Annotated in this window: 15 protein-coding genes and 2 pseudogenes; 7 read left to right on the top strand and 10 right to left on the bottom strand. The window is 31.6% G+C overall.

All coding sequences use genetic code 11. The annotated features are described in order from the left end of the window. On the top strand, positions 1-532 hold a 532-nt coding region (locus GFJ36_RS28260; protein WP_199288251.1), incomplete at its 5' end, for a hypothetical protein. Positions 533-734: 202 nt separating this feature from the next. On the opposite strand, the pseudogene GFJ36_RS28265 reads toward GFJ36_RS28260, so the two are convergent. Further along, positions 735-947: pseudogene (locus GFJ36_RS28265) on the bottom strand (IS4 family transposase); the annotation flags it as partial. Between the two features lie 283 nt (positions 948-1,230). Between GFJ36_RS28265 and GFJ36_RS28270 the strand changes: the two are divergent. The 3 genes from GFJ36_RS28270 to GFJ36_RS28280 all read left to right on the top strand — a co-directional run bounded on the left by GFJ36_RS28270 (position 1,231) and on the right by GFJ36_RS28280 (position 4,966). Further along, positions 1,231-3,336: a S8 family serine peptidase gene (locus GFJ36_RS28270; protein WP_098961653.1), complete on the top strand. Its 2,106-nt coding sequence runs from the start codon at positions 1,231-1,233 to the stop codon at positions 3,334-3,336. 786 nt (positions 3,337-4,122) lie between these two features. Beyond that, positions 4,123-4,359, top strand: coding sequence for a YukJ family protein (locus GFJ36_RS28275; RefSeq protein ID WP_242016043.1), 237 nt, complete (start codon positions 4,123-4,125; stop codon positions 4,357-4,359). Positions 4,360-4,738: 379 nt separating this feature from the next. Next, a complete protein-coding gene (locus GFJ36_RS28280) occupies positions 4,739-4,966 on the top strand; it encodes a helix-turn-helix domain-containing protein (RefSeq protein ID WP_000454673.1) in 228 nt (75 codons plus the stop codon). A gap of 77 nt (positions 4,967-5,043) precedes the next feature. Here the strand turns inward: GFJ36_RS28280 and GFJ36_RS28285 are convergent, their stop codons facing one another. From GFJ36_RS28285 to GFJ36_RS28310, 6 genes are all read right to left on the bottom strand, one after another. Beyond that, a complete protein-coding gene (locus tag GFJ36_RS28285) occupies positions 5,044-5,661 on the bottom strand; it encodes a replication-relaxation family protein (protein WP_098230619.1) in 618 nt (205 codons plus the stop codon). After that, positions 5,600-6,781, bottom strand: a complete 1,182-nt coding sequence (locus GFJ36_RS28290; RefSeq protein WP_098961651.1) for an FtsK/SpoIIIE domain-containing protein — start codon at positions 6,779-6,781, stop codon at positions 5,600-5,602. Before GFJ36_RS28290 ends, GFJ36_RS28285 begins: the two co-directional genes overlap by 62 nt. A 100-nt stretch (positions 6,782-6,881) precedes the next feature. Then, a complete protein-coding gene (locus tag GFJ36_RS28295; RefSeq protein ID WP_098230617.1) occupies positions 6,882-7,067 on the bottom strand; it encodes a hypothetical protein in 186 nt (61 codons plus the stop codon). A gap of 4 nt (positions 7,068-7,071) precedes the next feature. Further along, entirely contained in the window at positions 7,072-7,368 is a 297-nt protein-coding gene (locus tag GFJ36_RS28300) for a hypothetical protein (protein WP_098961650.1), read from the bottom strand. Positions 7,369-7,499: 131 nt separating this feature from the next. Continuing rightward, the gene (locus tag GFJ36_RS28305) at positions 7,500-8,258 is read right to left on the bottom strand and encodes a hypothetical protein (protein WP_098230615.1); all 759 of its coding nucleotides are present in this window, start codon (positions 8,256-8,258) and stop codon (positions 7,500-7,502) included. Positions 8,259-8,383: 125 nt separating this feature from the next. Continuing rightward, on the bottom strand, positions 8,384-9,301 hold the full coding sequence (locus GFJ36_RS28310) for an endonuclease I family protein (protein ID WP_242016044.1): 918 nt from the start codon (positions 9,299-9,301) through the stop codon (positions 8,384-8,386). 360 nt (positions 9,302-9,661) lie between these two features. Here GFJ36_RS28310 and GFJ36_RS28315 point away from each other — a divergent pair, with 360 nt between their 5' ends. Together GFJ36_RS28315 and GFJ36_RS28320 are read left to right on the top strand one after the other, a co-directional pair. Then, entirely contained in the window at positions 9,662-10,303 is a 642-nt protein-coding gene (locus GFJ36_RS28315) for a YukJ family protein (protein WP_098230614.1), read from the top strand. 323 nt (positions 10,304-10,626) lie between these two features. Further along, entirely contained in the window at positions 10,627-11,166 is a 540-nt protein-coding gene (locus GFJ36_RS28320) for a histidine phosphatase family protein (RefSeq protein WP_098230613.1), read from the top strand. Positions 11,167-11,944: 778 nt separating this feature from the next. Here GFJ36_RS28320 and GFJ36_RS28325 read toward each other — a convergent pair. Continuing rightward, entirely contained in the window at positions 11,945-13,645 is a 1,701-nt protein-coding gene (locus tag GFJ36_RS28325; RefSeq protein WP_098230612.1) for a hypothetical protein, read from the bottom strand. A 1,102-nt stretch (positions 13,646-14,747) separates the two neighbouring features. Here GFJ36_RS28325 and GFJ36_RS28330 point away from each other — a divergent pair. Continuing rightward, a complete protein-coding gene (locus GFJ36_RS28330) occupies positions 14,748-16,427 on the top strand; it encodes a helix-turn-helix domain-containing protein (RefSeq protein ID WP_097822230.1) in 1,680 nt (559 codons plus the stop codon). A gap of 63 nt (positions 16,428-16,490) precedes the next feature. On the opposite strand, the gene GFJ36_RS28335 is transcribed toward GFJ36_RS28330, so the two are convergent. Further along, the gene (locus GFJ36_RS28335; RefSeq protein ID WP_098230611.1) at positions 16,491-16,928 is read right to left on the bottom strand and encodes a hypothetical protein; all 438 of its coding nucleotides are present in this window, start codon (positions 16,926-16,928) and stop codon (positions 16,491-16,493) included. Between the two features lies 1 nt (position 16,929). Beyond that, positions 16,930-18,116: pseudogene (locus tag GFJ36_RS28340) on the bottom strand (ParM/StbA family protein). Positions 18,117-20,385 lie beyond the last annotated feature (2,269 nt).

Consider the following 20,385-nt stretch of genomic DNA (forward strand, 5'->3'; position numbering starts at 1 on the left):
CCCCCCCCCTCAAGACTGGACACCTGATAAAGTGTATATTAAACGAAAAATACATTTCATTGAACCACCTTCGGAGTCTGAGTTTCCATTTACGCGTATTTTTGTCGAAAGAAATGATATTGATTTAGATCCAATAAATGGGGTTCTGACGAATGAATATATTATAGAATTAAGAGTGGATCACGTAGGAATTCTAGACGTAGGACCAATCTCATTAGGGGCTGAAATTGTTAATGAAAGACATATAGTAGAAGTTGAATTTCGAGCTTTAGGTAAAACATTTGATGGACAAGAACGACCTATTACAAAAATAAAATGGGACTATAAAACAAAAAATTCAGATGGATATTGGAAAATTTACACGGGACAGTCTGACTACAAACCTCTTTATCAATATAGAGTCCGTGTTATTGAAAAAGCCGTTATTGGAGAGAGCAACGGATTAGAGTGGCAAGGACCTTGGGAAGATTGTTCTGGTAATGGACCGCTTATATTAAAGATACCTAATAAACCACTTACATCTAATTCGTAGAGAAAACTAATTTTATGTAGATTTAGTAGAGAAATATATTTTTAAAAAAGATTTTCACGCAGGTTTTGGCGCAAAATTTTTTAACACATAGAGACATGGAAAATTTGCGGTCAAATTTTATGAAAACCGTTAATGAATTTTGTAATTAGTTATACGCTGAAAAGACGGAGTCTGATTGAAGTCTTTGTCTTTGTTTGTATATGGCATGAAGCTGACTACACAGTCGCACTAAGGAATCACTTGCTATCCATTGACTAGTACAGACACAGATAGTTGCTAAATCCCGACCTGAAAACTTACATTTCCGTTGTACAAAACCTAGTTCTCCAGCAAGTTTTTCTAAAAATGAAGGGATAAGATGTTGATGTAATTCTTCAGCAAGTAATTGTAGTTCACTTTGAATCGAAAGGTTCATAAAAAACGTTATCCTTTCTAATAATCTAACTTGTTTGGAATGGATAACGTTTTTTTATATTTAAGAGTATTAAAATCTCTTAAGTTGAGGGGCATGTGTAGTGAACCTTAGTAAGAAGTTCCATTAGGAAGCTATACTGCCATCTCTATTCCACATATAATTTGAAGTCTATTTCATTTTAAATTATATATCTTCCTCTTCGTATTTTTAAATACTAAAGTATAATTTCTAATCTCATGTGAAAAATATACTTATCAAAAATCTTATATGTGGAGGGAATTTAGTGACATATTCAAATGAAGTCTATACTTATCGTACAGGTGAAAAAATATTTTTAGATAAAAATCCAAATCAATTTGTAATACGAGCTCTGCCGGAAATAGTTAAAGAAAAATTAAATGTAGAAAAGATAAAACAGGTTTCTCCATCATCTACTCGAGTAACAATACATAATGGTGAACTTGAAACCTTGATGGAAAAATCTAGAGAAATCGCTCCAACGCATCATGCATATTATGTTAGAGATACAAATACGGAATTCTTACTAACGGATCGGATTTTAGTAACGTTTCGTGTTCCTCTTTCATCAGAAAAAGTTAACGATTTTGCGAATCGCTATGGATTAGTAGTGAGAGAAGCTTTTAGTAATCGTGACTATATGTTTCAGCTTACTGAATTTGCAGGAATGAACCCTGTAAAATTAATTGTTAAATTAACTGAACAGGAACCACTTGTGGAAGTGGCAGAACATGATTTAAATCGGAGAATGAAAAAATGTAATATTACTCTACCGACAGATGAGAAATATATAAAACAATGGCATTTACATACCCGATTCAACCACTCCGAATTTGATCCCCGCTCATCATCACGTTGTGAGGAAGCTTGGAATACTTTAAACAATCTGGGAAGTTCAGAAGTTGTTGTTGGCGTTACAGACGATGGATGTAAAATGGACCATATAGATTTTAATTCTCAAAATAAGTTCGCTTCTTGGGGTTATTTTGAAGGAGGGAATCTATTTACTAAACATACAAGTGGTTCAAATATAAATAAAATGTACGAAGTAGGCGCTGACCATGGGACTTCTTGTGCAGGAGTAATTGCAGCTGAAGTTGATGCTGAACTTACTGTTGGTGCCGCTCCAGGTTGTCGACTTCTTCCTATAAAATGGGAATCAAAAGGACCTTTACTGCTAATTTCAGATAGTAAAATGATAAAACTATTAAATTATATTGCTGATAAGGTAGATGTTTTATCTAATTCTTGGGGAGGAAGTCCATTTAATTTTTGGCCTCTTATGGTAATTAAACGTATTACGGAATTAGCTTTATCTGGGGGACGTCGTCAAAAAGGAATTGTCTTTTTATGGGCAGCTGGGAATGAAAACAGCCCAATAAATCATAGTTCTTCGATTGAAGTCCCTTACACACGAGGATGGAAGTATGATTCAGAACTTAAAAAATTAAAGTGGATTGGTGTAGATACATCTAAACATTTTAGAAATAATCTTGTAGGAATACCAGGCGTTATGCATGTCGCTGCTTTAACCAGTACTGCTCAGCGTAGTCACTACTCTAATTATGGTACCGGTATATCCATTTCAGCACCAAGTAACAATGTACACCTTTATTCTTCACTTGAGGCTCTTCGTTTACCTGTGAAAGGACTTGGTATAACAACGACTACTGGTCCTGAAAACTCAACCGTAACAAACACATTTGGAGGGACTTCTAGTGCTACTCCCCTAGTGGCAGGAATAGCGGCTCTTGTCATTTCGGCTAATCCTGATTTAAGAGCCTTAGAAGTAATATCTATTTTAAAGCGAACAGCTTCTAAAAATTTAAGCTTTGAAGGTTATCCCAAAACTCCTCCTGCGGTTTTTGATCCTAATACTTCATGGGATGTATCTCCCGTGTCACCTTTTGATAAAGGAAATTTTGTGAAGTTTGGAGACCCAGACCCACGAGACCCTGGCGATCCAGATGGTACATGGAGTCCATGGTTTGGTTATGGGAAAGTTGATGCTAAAGCAGCAGTAACCTATGCTATGACAATAAGACAAGGGGGAACACCCATTTTAAATGGACCAGAACTTATAGCGAATAGTAATGCTAATACACGTACGAACACAAATTATTATATTGGCAAAGTGGAAAATGGAAATTTTGAATATGTTCATCAACTTAAACCAATTCCTGATACACATTTTACAAGTATCCCTATAGTTGCAATGGAAACGCCTCGTGATTTCGATTTTTCAAATTACGAAGGGAAAACTATTATCATAAGTGGACAACCTTCAAATGAATGGACTTGGTCTACCCACGTTATTGGAGAAACGAATGAAACTATAACAGATGCCATCAAAAAATCGAAAGATAACTAATCAACAAGAAACAACAAATTTATTTTGACCATGAAGTAATCTGTTATATATTATTTCATGGTCACTCATATCTTAATTTTAGAATATTTATAAACCATTTAACTTTTTAAAAGGGTTTACTATCTAATTAATTAACACTAATTTTTTCTATTATCCTAACACTCACAGCAATCAATCTAATATTTTGAAGTATCCCCAAAACGTAAATTTTTCCTTTTTATAGTTGACTATGAGAATTCAGCTCATTTTTTTCTTTTTGGGGAACAACCAATATCTTAAGTTGATGGGCATGTGGTCTTAGCCCGTCAAGTAGACAACTGTAAAAAAGACTATGCAGCCATTGAAATTCAATATTCAATTGGAGCTCAATGGTTGAGTCTTTTTTGAAATTGTTTGTAATAGAAACTAAAGAAAATACAATTTAAAAAAGTTATAGTTGCTGATGGAATCATTAGAGATACATTCCGATTATCGGTAAGTGCTATGGTAGCTCCGATGATGAAGCATCAACTAGTCCAACTCCTGTTGCAAGATCGGGACCTTGATAAGCAGGATTCCTCTGTTGCGAATGACCTTTTGTTACATTTCTTGAATTCGTTTTTAATATATCCAGTATTCGGAAATGACTAAGTCAGCTATTTGCCTGTTTTAATAATGCACATACAAAAATAAATGCTGAAAATTGATTATATATATTTTTTTAAGTTCCAAGACAAAAAAGAATATATATATAAACTTTTCGCAAACAATAACTTGAGTGGAAATTTATCATTAGGGTACAATTCTATGCCTGTAGAACATTATGGCGTATTAAAAGGAATTGCAATTGATATTTCTTCCTTAAGAACTCAAGGATTTAATGAGCAAAAATTTGGTGCTCCAATGGATAGAAAAACACTAAGAGAAATATTGATTTTCAAAGACTTCATGAAGAAGTATGATACTGGAAATTCTGATTTTGAAAAAATATACAATAAAACTCTCCTTATATGCAAAAGTAAAATGTACAACAAACTAATGTAGTGAATCTCTATAAAGTATGAGAAGCGACAATTAAAGTTAAATTTCGCTAATCATAATTTTTTTTAAAGTTTTTTAATTTTGTAGTTATCCAATTAGACTTTTATAAAAAGCCCAAACCCCTTGGTATCAAAAGGATTTGAGCTTTTATCTTTTCTGTAATATCAGTTGCAACAAGTTGCCATTAGGATAGTGTATCAGCAACTTGTAGCTATTACTATGAATGCTAGATTCCCCGAAATTATTACATATATTTTTAAATTATTAGTTTCTATATCTTATGCTTACATATTTGTATACATTCCTTTAAAGTGAAACTGTTTTAACAATGGGACTTTTGGACAAACTATTACTACAAAAATCCTATCTAGAGGTGAAGAAATTGGAATGGTTTGTTATAAAACCCAGAAGTAAGCTAGGCAAATTTTTAGATCGTCATGATTTAACGCAAGAAGAAGTTTCAAAAGTTAGTGGTGTAAGTAAAAGTACATTAAGTCGTCTTTGTAAAGGAAATGCCTTTCATCCTTCATTTAAAAATCAAAACAAGCTTATTAATGCATTACGGAGGCTAACAGGTAAAAACATCAATCATACAGATTTCTGGACTTAATAAGGGCTACTAAACTATGTAGTCCTTTTTAACAATTTAGTTGCCAAAAATCCATTTTTTTGTAATTCAGTTGCAAACTACAAAACTTCTTTTAAAAGTAATGTACGTACATACACATTATATTTTATTCCGTAACTTTCTAATTTTTGTTCACGATAGTCTGATGTTGTAAAAAATAAAATGTTTGGTATGATACCCTTTTGTTTTTTATATAGCTTTGCAATTAAACTATAATAGTGTATTTTTTCTTCATTATTTTTCATGTGTTGCAGCCTATCAATTTCAACAAAATGTGGAACTTTATCTACTATATAATAAGCATCTGGTACAATTATTTTTTCTTCATTTTGGTATCTAAATTTTATAACTTGCTCTGTCTTCCAGTCCGGAAAATCTAGCCACATCCAGGCCTCGTTTCGTAAAAGAGTGTGTTCAAGTTGATACTTCTTTTTTCGTTCACTTGGATTTACTCCTAACAAATCATAACCTTTTTTATTGAGATAATATATATACTCACGGTTATGCGAGGTAACATGGCAATATTGCCGTAGATCCTTTAATACACGATTAGCATTTCGTATACTTCCTAGACAGTGGATTGCTTGCAATTGCCTCCTAGACGCAAACTCCAACTTATTTAAACTCGATAAAATCTCGATTTGTCGTGCTTTCTGTTTGAGTTTCTGGTGTCTCATTTTGCTTCACCACCTTGTATTGCTTTAGTAACTCCCACATATCTGTATCCTTTAAAAAAGGTACCTGGATTTCTTCTGTACGATCAGTCTTAAATAACGCTCTTCCTGGCAGGGATGGCAGATCCTCCAGTCCTGGTTCATCCAAAGCGACTTGGGAAGCGACCGCCGTTGGTAATCGAAAGCCTATTTTTGCATCAGCGTTTTGTTTAATTTGTCTTGGTAATGTATCAGAGGTTGGATATTGCGTACAAAATAGGAGTCGAAACCCTAAACCACCTCCAATTCTTGCGACTTCTGACAACATCTCCTGGCACAAAAATAAAACATCACGTTGTTTTTTAGGTAATCCCTGTGTAGGACATAGATTTGCTCCTTCATCGACTATAATAAAGCAACGTTCTTTAATTGATGTGTCTATGATATTGGTAAAATAGGACTTCTTCATCATTTCAATCTGTTTTACCATTTTTTCACGCACCCTTACCAACATTTCTAATGCTTGTTCCGGGTTTTCAGCTACTTCTACAACTTGTGATAAATCCCTGTAAGGACTAAATTCTAGCCCTTCCTTCAAGTCAATAATATAAAATTTTACGTGTTGAGATTGTTGCAAAATCAAACTAGTCATCACATTTTTTAAGAATACTGTTTTTCCAAACCGTGTCATACCCGAAACGCACATATGCGGTGTTTTCTCAAAATCATGATATACATCTTTATCTAACGCTTTGCCCATCATAACTCTCCATGTATGCTCTCTTAATAGATTCTTAGACCAATTCCACATTTCAGGTATTTGTCGCTTAAATACGCGAATATGAAGCTCTCTTTGATGGAACGATATTTTAACAGGTTTATATAGTCCTTCTTCTAATACTTCAGCTAATTTTTTGATAAGTTGACTTGGTACGCCGAGGGGTAACTTGTAAACATAATTCATACTTATGTCATCTTCTATTTCTTTTATAAAAATGGGATATTGTAATTCACCTTTATGTTGAACACATACCTTTGCAATTTCAAAAAATGTTGCAATTTTTTTCTTATCACTCGGTCCATTACTTTGGTAAAAATAAGCTACAGTTATAAAGGTTGCTGGAATTAATAAAAGTGATAACATTCCCTCCATACCTCCTTAAGGTAGTTGAGCCTGTATGGAAGATTAGAAAAGACCATTTAAGATGCGCTATTATAATCATTTTCAACTACCAGATGTAATACTAACGTAGAAACACATCTAGTATATCTATTAGAACGTACCAAACACTCCCAATCAGTAAGCATTTAAGACCCGCACGTAGCAACCAACCTGGAAGGTAAAAACCTTTCTTCTTTAGCAATTTTGTTCCTAAAACTGAAGCACCTGTCATGCCATATACAATACCCAGTTCCCCAATGATTGTCATACTATTAACCCCATCCTTTTGGTTTAATGGACAGACTTCCTTTACCATCCTTAAAAAGTTGGTATTCATCTAATAGCTCATTCCAGGAGACAGCCTGTTCATCACCATACAGATCTTCTTCGATTTGTTGACTTAAATAATAATAACCTCTGTATTGTCGGTCTAGGTATACATCATGACGTAGCATGTGCTCTCGTATTGCACACATGTCATCTTCCTTCTTGGTTCCTTTATACATTTGCCTGAGCATTTCTGAAGAGTAGAGGTACGGAGTGCTATATAACATTTGATATTGATTCATCTCATCACCATCCATATAGATTTCTAGATACACTAAATACATATGATAATGATACGAATTTTTGAATTTGTCCCTAAAAAAATACGTCATTCCCATTTTAGGATGACGTATTTTTTAATACTAGGTATACTTTATTTGCACTTCTTCATTACCCAATCTGTTTTGGAAAACTTCCCCTCCAAAATCCATCCTCCGTTAACTTTAGTACTTAGTAGTTCTTTTAATTCATTATAATATTGATTGGCTTCGTCTTTTTCATCACTTTTAAATTTCTCTAAAGAAATCTCCACAATTGGCTCCTTACATTCAGCCATGGACCATATTTCTAAATTTACTTCTTTGTTTTTTAATGTCCCTTTAAACTTTCGTGAAAAAACAGGACCATAAACATCTGAATGGTTAATAATCTCTTTCCCAGAGCTGAAAAATATTTGTGGTCCATTATTAAAAAACATTTCTCGTAAAGTTTCTACAGACGGCAATTCTAGTCCAGATAATTGTAGTTGTTTTTCTGGTTTATATACGATATTTAAAATTTTATTAGTAAGTCCCCAATCAATTTCCACATTAAATTCATTCTTATCTACAACGAATCCATCTTCTTTTGCTTTTTCTAAAGCACCTTGTATATCATCCTTAACAATTTCATATCTTTTTTTATAAGTTAATTCACATGCATTCTCTTCTCTTTTTATTCGATTTCGTAAAATCAAACCCTGTGTATACATATCTCTATTCTTTGTATCAATAAATTGAATATTTGTTTCATCAACATCATTTAAATTAATATCGAATTCATCTATTATTTCGCAACCCAATTCAAATTTCTCATTTAATACTCGATGAAGATTAAGGAAAAATTTAATTTCATATTTTTCTTTCTTTAACATTTCATCCCTCTTTTTTGGACTTTAATATTAATGAAATAACTTTTTTGATATACAAATTCATTTTCTTGAACGTCAATATATATATAGCTATTACATTATTTTAAAATCAATGCTGATTTAGTTAATTAGTCCCAAATTCGTCCTACATATTCAGGATGATCAATAAAAGGATTACGGTTATGTTGATACTTTTCATAAATAATATTATTCCTTCTTCTTTCAAGTTCATCAACAGGGTCTTGCTCATGCCATTTTAACAATGTAGATAATTTCCCGTGATTAGGTACTTTAGTGCCTGTTCTGTCTACCAACTCTAAATCCCTTTCACCAGATTCTCCTTCATAACGAACTGCCATATAAAACATTATTCTTGCAACATCACCCTTTATTTCGTCTCTTGGTTCCCAAGAATCACCGTCATAACAAGTATCTGGAGCCTCATTATTTTCCTTTCCAGAACATTTTGCATTAGGATTATTCACATGTCCATCATCTAAATCAAAGTCAAGATTACCTCTGTCCGCATTTACTGAGGCATCTTCTGGTCTAAGGTGATGGAGATCTGTTGCTGGACCTTTCTCTGTATTAAATCCACCATGTGCTTTAGACCATACATGTTCACGATTCCACAAATCCCCACTACTCCCAAATGATTGCTTAGATTGAGAACGCCCAGTATAAAATAACAGAAGATTATTTGGGTTATTAGGGTCTTCATCTGTTTCTTTTAATGCTTGTTTTGTATGTTCGTAAGACAGTACGTCTTGCTTTTTAATGATTTCATGTAATACACGCTTAAGCTCTTCCCCTGATTGGTCATTTACATTATTGTAATAATCAGAACCTAAAATTCTTTCTGTACGATTATTTTCCTCATTTTCATGAGACAATTGAATGTTTCTTATTGAATTACCTTTATCAGAAACTTTTTCTTGACTCACATCCGGTTGAGTTGCCCCATTCATACGACATCCTGACAAAAGTATTAACGATATCACTAATAAAATTTTGGCTTTACTTATAACTTCTTTTAATTGATTCATTTTACGTTACTCCTTTGGATAAGTTTAAGAACATCCATATTATGAGTAAACCGTAAAACAATTCATACATGAAAAAAAAGGAATTAGAATCTACTTTGTATATTGGATTAATAATAATTTCATCTAGTTTCAATAACCCGTTATGATTTTAATTAAGAGGAGAATTTTCTTTAGGATTTAGAAATTAGCTTTACATTTTAGTTCTTAATTATGCTATTAAAGGGGATTTATAGTATATATCGAGACGTATTTGTAAAAAACAAACTCGTATATTTTTTTACAATTTTTACCTAGATTCAAATTTAGAACTTCGTTAAAACTACTATTTGACTAAATAAAATTTGGAGAGGTGAAAAATTTATGACAATAACTTATGGTGTGTTAAAAGGACAAGTGACAGGCTATACACTTCCTGACCCTAATGATTCAACTCCGCATCTTCATGTTAGAATTAAAGATAATCGAAGAACACGTCAGGTAATTATTAATACTTTCTCGAACATTAGCCCCTCGGAGTTATTATATTACGCAGGAGAGGACTTCCATTCGGATCAAATAACGCATCTTCCTGATTTAGAATACGGATTTACATCAATTGGGGAAACGAATTCTAATATCGCACTTGATTATATTAGAGGGAATTTACTTGATCCTTGTAAGATGATTCCACTTCCACCAACGGCTCCAGGAGAAGATAATGATTTATTAGACAAGTTATTACACTATATGGTACAAGCTAAGAATAATCCAGAAGTAGATATTTATGCTTATGGAGAAAAAATCCCTCCTGGCATCCATGATGTTCATATGAATCAAGGGAATGATGAGGAACATAGGGAAGATGATGGTATATGGCAAGATGGTGGGTTGCTTTTACATTTTAAAAATGAGAATAAATGGGTTGCAATTTTCTTAGCATTCCAATCACAATCTTGGTGTACAGACGATGAAGGACATGCTACTAAGCCAGTTGCAGAATGTAATCACAAAAGTGGTTGCTAGTTTAAAATCCACCTCATCAAATTAGAAATCTAAATACAATATTTCATAATAAGCTCAACTATCAAGCTAGGTGTTCTCTTTCCATGCCAGCTTGATAGTTCCTTTAAACCCCAGCAAATTCCAAGTAATAACCTCTAAATATCACTCTTATTAAGACTTATGTCATTTTCATCTCACAAGTTATAATATCTTTAAAATTAAATATTAAGAACTTAAATTTATTATCCTTAAAGAAACTTTAACTTTATATATGCTACAAAACGCTAATTAATAAACATTTATATTAATTAAGAAATAGCCTATTAAAAAGGGAGCATTAAGAAATGCCTAATACGAAAATAAACTTCGCATTATTTGAACGAATTCAAAGAGGTGGATATGTTCTTTATTTAAGACACGCTAAGCCAATGAACGATACATTAAGTGAAGAAGGAAGAGAACAAGCTAAAAAAATTGGACATATTTTTAAGGAACATCATATACCTATTCAATATCCTGTATTGACAAGCCCTATTGCTCGTACAATAGAAACAGGAAAACTAGCTTTTGGTGATGGAGATCAGCACACAAAAATATACGAAAATTTAAAATTTATTGATGATTTATATAAACCAAATAGTAATCATCCGATAAAGAAGGATTTAATTGCCTCTTTTGAAAAAAAGCCTTTCGAAAATCTAAATGCAGTATTTGTTGGTCATGATCATTGTTTTCAGGAATCCCTACAATGCCAAAATGATATGGATTATTTTCTTTATTATCTGGATACCGTTGTTTTACAATCAAAAGGTCAAGGAAATGGTTTTGAATTTGTAGGGTTAATATCTTTGAAACAATTTATTGCATGGAATAATTATAGTTAAAACTGTTTTTTAACTTTTTGTTATTTAGTTAATAAAATCTAATATAAATATATATCTTATATATATTTAAAATAAAAAGATAAAACTTATATAGGATCGATAAATGTACGTTTATCCTTACTGTAACAATGTCTTTTAACATTCTATAGCGTAAAAAATCATAAATGGTGGAATTTAACAGTGGGAAAATAGGTATTATTGTAATCTCTAATCTACAAAAAAACATAAATGAAATGTAGTATACCTACATAAAAAATGAAACAAATTGATGCATTAATAAACATATTTATTCAATTGTAAAATTCCATATGAATGCACTGGATGTCCACAATCTTATTATATTTATCCACAAAAGATTCACATTACGTGTTAATTATTCAACATAATTCAGATTTAGCACATAACTCACATTGATATTGATGATTTTTAGTAGATAAAGACGTAGATACTATTTATACCAACGATAGTTACACTAAATTGCTCACATTGTATGTTATTTATATACTTATCCACGAAATTTAATTTTTTTCTTATGATTTTTTGTAGGTATTTGAATGTATATAGACAGCATATAACATGGTTATATGAAAGTATGTGTGGAAGTTTAGATAGGCACTATTCTATTTTTGTATATGAGTGCATAAAAAAAGATTCTATTATGAATAGAATCCAGTAAAGTTACTTATTGTGAAGAGCAAGTAAAATTCTTTTAGATATACGTATCAACACGAATAGCCCTCTATCTTGAATTTTTTCAAAAATAGAGAGCTGATTATAATTAGTTCGTTTTCATTGCTGTCAGTACTTGCTCAGCTGTTGTTACTTGAATACCACCGCGGATTAACTGTTCAAAGGCACGAATAAATGTTATTAAATTGAAGCTATCTGGTACTTCAATAACACGAAGCTTTTCTTTCGGTAATCTATCTATCTTTTCAATGAACAATTCACGAACATCACTAGGAATAATACGCTCTTTATGTCCTCTTGCTTTTAAGAGTTCACGTATTTCTATTTCTAAAGCAATATAAGCATTTAGGTTTGCACCTTGTTCATAGGCGTACTTTCTAAATAACGTTTCTTCTTGATACTTTAGATAGTTGCGGTGATACGATTCCTCTGTAACAGGTACAGCAAATTTATAGTTTAGTAACTCATATGTTTTGCGGAACAGCTTTTTGATGTTTCGAAGAGAGTACATAGAGAAATGCAATCCGAAATCAAATACAGCTTGTTCCTTTTGTTCTTTTGGAACATGTTGTGTAATAAGAGGGTAAATACCCTCTTTAGCCGCAGTATCAAGAATTTGATATTGTGATGTTTGATTTAATAATTTCTTTAGAGTATAGACTAATTTACTTGGATATTCTTCATTACGATCTATCATGTCACGTAAGCTATGAATTACGCTTCGAATTTGTCGATGGCATGTATATTTAAGTACATGAATGAATTTGTTCATGTCTTGTGCAAATTCACCGATATTCATCTCTTGTAGTACGGATTCGATAAAACGAGCTTTACGAGCATAAGTAAGCTTTGGTGTGAATGGATCGCGATACTGTACTTCCCCTGTTTCTTTTGCACATAAAAAATCTGTATGTAAAGATAGATATAGAGTCGTATATCTTTTTTTATTCTTAACTCCTTTTTGCAATTTGCAAATTTTGAATAATGGAGTCCCTGTACATGGTAATGCAGTTGTTAATTCTGTCATAACTGCGCGGATTTGATGTGGATATTTTTTATGTAAAAAGCGATACATCCCACCAAAATGAGTTTTATTCCCTTTTTCATCCTGTTTGTCTAAGGAACGTTTTAGTGTAGTTTCACTATGTTGTTGCATAGCAATATCTAAGAATAGTTTCTTAGATGCAACTGATAGTTCAAAGAAAGCTTTCGTAAATACCACTGGGCTAATATAAACATAAGCATTGGCTTTTTCAGTTTCTTCATTCATAAAATGAGCTAATTTAATTGTATATCGACCATCTAATTCATTTTCAATCGTAATAATGTTATGTATACTTAATTTCTTTAATGCAATATAGAATTGAGAATGCTGTATGTAAGCAAATTCTTCTTTATATAGTTTGTAATCCTCCCACATCATATGTATTGTTACATTTGGAATGACCCCATTCGTGTAACATTTTTTATGTAGATATAAGAAGACTTCCAAATCTGCGTTTGTAATGCCATATAATTTATGCTTTCTTCCCATTGTTTCCGAAATAGCAGATAGTGTACGACGTGAAAAAGATGGTTTAGCCTGTGCTACGAAGCCATCCACATCGGCAATACGCTCCTCATATGTCATATGATCAACAATATCCTCAAGGTATGTATCTTTATAGCTGTAGTATTTCTCTTCAAAAGTTTCCACAAGTTTTTGCCAAGATTTCAGTGTTACTAAAACCGCATTTGTAGATTGTCCATTTAGACTACGTTGATTACGAATAATAAATGATTTTCCCATCTTTTTCACCTCCTACCTATAAATCAGAAATAAATGCCAATAAACTATAAAATATACCAATTTTGATTATACCAAATCGAAATTTGCTGAAATGCGTCCCTTTAAGAGAAAAAATAAAAAGATGAAACGCCTTTTAATCCCTTGTGTACCAAGGGGTTAAAGGATTGTTGTATTTTTTTTTATGGACATGATATGGCTATAGATTTTCATATTGGTAGAAAAGAAGAAAAATAGAAAATAAACCTTGTAAATGTGATTAAATCAGCGTTTATATCAATTTTCCAAAAAATAAAAGGGACATGATATGGCTATGAATTTTCATGTTTATAATTGTAAGTTAAAACGCAAAAATCTTTTGAATAGTGATGTTAATAGGGTTTATCTATAATTTTATAATTTTAAAAGGAACATGAAGTAGCTAGGTGGATTTTCATGTTTGGGTAAAAAAAGGGACATCATAAAGCTATAGGTTTTCATGTTTCATAAATATGTGAAAACAGAGATAAAAACTTGAAAACCACCAATATAAAAGGGTTTATGAGGTTTTTATCTGAAAATAAAGGGACATCATATAGCTATAAATTTTCATAACTAATAGTATAGCTTTAATAGAAAAGCTTATATATCAAGCTTTAAGCACTTTTAGAAAAAAATTTCGAATTAGTAAAAAGAGTTACATCATGTAATTTTTTGTTTCATGTTTTGGTGAAAAGGGCAATGATATGGCTATAAATTTTCATTTTTAATGAAATTGGGGTGTTCAAAGTAAAATTTATATTTTCATCTTTACATTTCTTAGCTTTCATCTCTTTAATAAATATGAATAATATTACCGAAATGTTAATAGGAAAAGAACGCATGGAAAAAAATTGGTTATTGAAAAAGTTGCTATTTGGATTTTAAAAATCAATTGCGTCTTGTATAATCAGTTACAGAGCGGGTTATAAGTATACAAATTAGAGCCCTTAAGATGTTAACGGTGAAATGAAAGAGTGGAAGATTCCGACTACGTTTCTAGTTTTATATAAAGGAACATCATATAGCTAATTGTTTTCAAATTAAGATCGACAATAAATAAATGTATATAAGGAGCCGAGTTTATATGGAAGACGTTCTTCAATTGTTTAGAGATGCACTGTCAATAACAGAACCACTGTATAAACAGAATGAGCAGTTGTGGAGTAAATGGAATTCCTATTATATTGAGGTTAAAGCAGATAAAAGTAAAATTGTGACTTCAGAATACCTTTCTCCATCATTTTCAATGCTTGTACAGTGGCTAGAGAAACAACAAAGAAAAGGTGTTTCTTCCCTAGATATATATAGAAATATAGAGGATTATAGATTAATCATCGATGAGACTATAGGTGTCTTTATTGAACAAGAGTTTCGTAAAAATCAAACAGTTAGTAATAAAGTGCATACAGCAACAAGTGAATCAGATGAAAACACATTGAATGAAAACTATTTAGAAGTAAATAACTCCGCTGTGTATTATAAGTTAAGAGATGGAATAGCTAAAAATCAATTTGAAGAAGATGAAAACACACGGTTAAAAACATATCCTATTGAAACAAAAGATAGTAATGGAGTAGCACAGCTTTCATCTCATAAAGATGAAGATCTAAAGTTAACGAATATTGAAGAGGCAGCAAGATGGAATACATTAGTAGACGGTGTAATGAGTAATATGGATGATCTAACTGCAGATTGTTTAGATACCATCACGATTCAATGGTTGAATGAAGCTAAATCGCCGGATGAATTTATCGATTTTTCATATGAACAAGTTTTAGAGATGTGCAGTATTTCAAAGGCCAAGGCAAATGGCGTTGAATATTATAGGGTAGAAGATAAAATTAAAGTAGCGAAGCGAATTGCGGCCCTAGCGAGTATTTTTATATATCTGAATGATGACAATGAAGTAGTCGTATTAAATGATCGTGCTGAAACAGGTAAGCATTATGAAGTAAAACGTGAGGTAATTAAAAGACTATTCGTATTAGATTCTGTTGTTCTATGGAGAGATAAAAATACAAACGAATATATGGGAATAGAGTCGTGCCGAATCAAACCGGGAAGTTTCTTATCTGGATATTTATATGGATCTAATAGTACTACCGCATTATTATCAAAAAAGGCACTTGAATATAATAGTTATAGACACAAATATCATAAAAGGTTAATTCGATATTTGACATGGCAATGGAGAATACGTCAAATGTTTTCTAGTATACAAAGACCGTATTCTATAGGTGGAGATAAAGGTTTGTTAGCAGTTATGGGTATAAACCAGAAACAAAAACCTAATCGTATTCGTGAACAATTAGAAAATGTTCTTATGGATTTAGAAAAAGAAGAGGTAATTTCTCATTGGGAATATGAAAATGGTTTAGAAGAAGAAAAACTGACAAAGAAGAATTGGTTTAAAAACTATTATTCACAGTTAGGAATAGTAATATTGCCACCTCAAGAACTAATTAGTTCAATGGAAAAATTAGCAAAAAAGAAAACAATTGATACAATACATGAGGAAAGTCAGCCAATAAAAATTATAGAAAAACCATTAGATACGAGTGAAAATGAACAAGTAATTAGAGAGAAAATAGAGTTTGTGCACCTGAAAAAGAATATAACTATGCGAGAACTTTCAATAGAGATAGGTATATCGCAGCCTACTCTTTCTAGATTTTATCATAAAAAAACAAAACGACTCTCTAGTACGGCGAGAAGCAATTTAAATCAATGGTATAAACGACAGTTAATTATTGATAAGATGTAAGTTGAAAATAAAGTTCTAAAAAAAGAGTCCTAGAAATAGGACTCTTTTTTTATGTTGACAGCATTAATTACCAAATAAACTTGCTGTATCAAGATCTTCATATTCATCATTCAAAGCATTTGTTTCAGATTTAGAAACGACTCCTTTTTTTACATCTTCAGTATCGGATTTCTCTTCAGGAGCCCCAATTACTTCATTAGGAGATTTAATCTCATTATGGATGTTTGGGTCATCATTTTTGATAATGAGATTTGAATCATTCAATAGGACCCGTTTAACCTCATTTAAAAAATCTTTATCTTGAAGTAAGATTTCTCTTTGCATTTGTTGTTGAATCTTATAATCACCAACATCTTGTAAGCCATGTTTATCAATGAAGTAACAGACAAGTTTATATAGTGAATCTGCTATATTCCCTTGAGACTCAAACCATTTAAAGAATTCCTCGTTCTCAATTTTTTTGAGATTCCAAAAGAAAGATTCTCTTTTCTTGTCAGCCATATTATCTCACCTTTTTTCGAGTAAGAATTTTCTTGATTACTTGCATACCTCTAGCATTCATATCTACAGCATATTTTTCTGGAATCCATAATAAGTACATACCAACTTGCTCACAATACTCTAATAGTTGATTATATAACTCATCTTTAAAAGTAACACTTCCCCCACCATATACACATAAAATTTCAGCTTCACTAGCTGTATTGCTTACATATTTTTCACTTGCATCTTCTAAGATAAGTTCAGCCTGTTCCACTTTTGTAATATTAAAGTACCCAGTAGCTTCTTCATGGTATTTATGATCTCGATCTTGAAGGATTTGTGAGAATTGTTGGCGTTTAATGTTTGTTCCACGTTCTTGGTTTAATAGCTTAACAGCTTCTTCTGTAGCATGCCCAACTCCACGTCTTTCTCCACTACAAGCATCAATGACTGGATTTACGCCAACTGTGTATATATACTCAGTTGTTCCATCTCCAATATCGATATGTAAGATTTTTTTGTTCTTAAAGAATGCTTTTTTTATGTCTCTACCTCAAGTTTGTCTTTATATAGTTTAATAAAGTCACTAAACATATCTTCTTCGCCTTCAAGGATTGCATATAAAGGAGGAACACCTTCTTGGGTAATGTTTGCACTGTTAAATGTTAAGCTGACCGTTACTTGTTCTTCCCCTACATAAACAAATACAACATGATTTGAATTAGTAAAACGTTGCTCTAGGTGCTTAGCATTTACTGGTGTCCATTGGCTTGCTGGAATGGCTGAAATCAGATCAACAGTTACATTAATTGATTGTGGTAGTTGTTCCGTTCTTTCCCACTCAAGCTGGACTGATTTATTTGCAATTAGTCCTAGCATATTAATTAACGGCAAATCATCATTATATTTTTGGCCTACTTTAATGTTCATGTTTTTTGGGTTCTTCCCTGTTAGCATCGCTCGATTACCAATAAAGTACATCCCAGATCTTCTAATTGATTTACTAGCAATATTTACAAACATATTGTCTACTAAATTAATTATATTTTTTTGAGTGTTTGTTTCTGTTACATTGGGCATTGAGTAAACGCTTTGATATACGTTTTTCATTTTTATGTATTCACCATTGATATAACCTTTAAAAGAATCGTTCCCAATATCGCCTTCAATGTCTATATGAAGATTATTCCCTTTTAAATCTGTCATTATACATCACCTCTATAATTTTTATTTCTTATTTATATTTATTAACTATATTATAACTTAAAAACAGTGTGAAAACAAGGATTTAAGAGAGTTTAGCTTTAATAAAATATAAAATAGATATATTTTAAATATAATTAAAATATTAATTATATTTACCGTGTTGTGCAGGCTGGTAGATTGGGATTTTGCTACAAATTAATATCTATTTAATATCTAATAAATATTCAATAGATATCCAATAGGTATCCGAGGGGTGTTTTATTAGAATGTACTTCAGTATGTTTGATGGATTAATTATTTTTTAGTTAATTGTATGTTTGGTACGTCATTTGTATAAGCCATGGAGAAGTTTTCTATATGCGTTGAATGGATTCCTTTAAGATATTTTTAGGAATTAAATTTAGACTTAAAAGTTTAAATTATAATCTTCTTAAGAAGATCTGATTTTTTTGAGGGTGTATTTGAATCAGCTAACAAAACAAACGTTATCGAAGTGTTATTTTATTGTTTAACATTACATGAACGCTATCCGTTATTATAGCGATTATCCCTTTAATACCAACGTTTATAGAGTTGTTCATTGAAAAGAATATGAATAAGATGTTTGTTATATATTCCTATCTAACTACTCGCCACTTAACATCCTCCAGGACTGTTTGAAGTGTGAAAGTTCTAATTCAGTGGGATACTCTTTTAGTCCCTACAGTTAAAAGATAAATAGCTTCGTTTCTCAGATTTAGTCTCGCGTTAATATCTCTATTGAAATATGTGCTACAGAAATCTTAGATTTTTAACGTCTTTATTTGGGTAACCACAACTTACTTTGCATATTATTTTGTTTGGTGAGCTCTGTAGAGTAAAAATTATAAGTTAATCCTTTTCTTGTTTCTTTATCGTGTAATTCTATAGAGCAAGTAAACCATTAAATGCATTAATTTAAGGTGTTTTGCTTTCTTTAATCGATGTATATAATGTGAGTTCACAGTTTACATTATTTGATTCGGCATGGCTCTCTAGGTCAAAAAAAAGTAATAATGAAAGCATTAATTATAGGGAGTACTTTGTATATGATCCAACTCAATTATTTAAGTTGGAATTCATTTTTTAGCCAATAAAGTAGTTAGTTGAACTTGAAAGTTTAATACTTTTAAGAGGATTTGATGTTTTAGAGAATGTAACTAAATTCCCTATTGTATAAACGTTATCAAAGTGTTATTTTAGTGTTTAAAATTACGTGAACGCTATCCGTTTTTGTAGCGGCTATCCCTTTCATATCAATGTTTATGAGCTTTTGAGAGAAATGTGGCTTATACTAAGATAGCTGATAGTGATTGTTAAAAAATGTGTTGATAAAGCTGATAGTTTAGGATTAAGAAGGCTTTGTTTGTGAAATTTAGGAGCACATTATTTTAACATTGTAGTTGCATTAAAATGAGCTAGTATTCAATATGAACTTGTATTACAACAAGATTAAACGAATTATAGGATGAGCGCTTATAAAGCGTTAATTTAACGCTTTATAAAACGCGAACGCCATGCGTTCATAATCCGTTAAACCCATTTCCGTAAGGGGGTAAGATGTCCTTGCTTTGGTCCAAAAATATGGAGCTATTAAAAAGTTGGGGAATTACAGAACCTAACCAAGCTTCCCAAAAACCAATAAAAAACATTGTGCTAATTTTTGAAAATCATGATCAATACATGGATATTAATTAATAGTGAGGATCTTTGCAATTCATAGGAAAGGCCAAAGAAATATGTATAAAATTCTTGTCACAGTGGAATTGTCTTAAAACGCAATAAAATTGCAAATAATAATCTAAATTTCATACAAGATCGAATTAAAATTTGAGTTGAGGATTAACTATATAGAATTTAAGTATATACACACTGAAATTTAGCATGAATATTAAGCGTTTATGGCGCGTTCTTCCTTTTAATTTGATTTGCTTGAATTTAGAAAAGGAATTGGGGAAAAGATGAGAAAAGACAGGGATTCTTGAGGTTTTTCCAGTTGATAACATTATAGTTTAAATCAATTTAACATCTATGCATTGTACTTAGAAGGTATGTATGGAAGGTATTAAAAAGATTATAGCTATAATAACATTTGGTGAGTGGTAGTTAGATTTGTATTATTAAGATTATATTTTATTTTTGAAGTTAGATAGATATTAAAAACAGACATAAGGGAACTCCTTTTGAAAATGTAGATTCAGCATTGTGAAGATGAGTTGAAAAATAAAAAAAGCGGTAATTACCGCTTTTT

Origin of the sequence: Bacillus sp. EE-W1 (assembly GCF_009760835.1) — a bacterium.
GTDB lineage: Bacteria > Bacillota > Bacilli > Bacillales > Bacillaceae_G > Bacillus_A > Bacillus_A wiedmannii.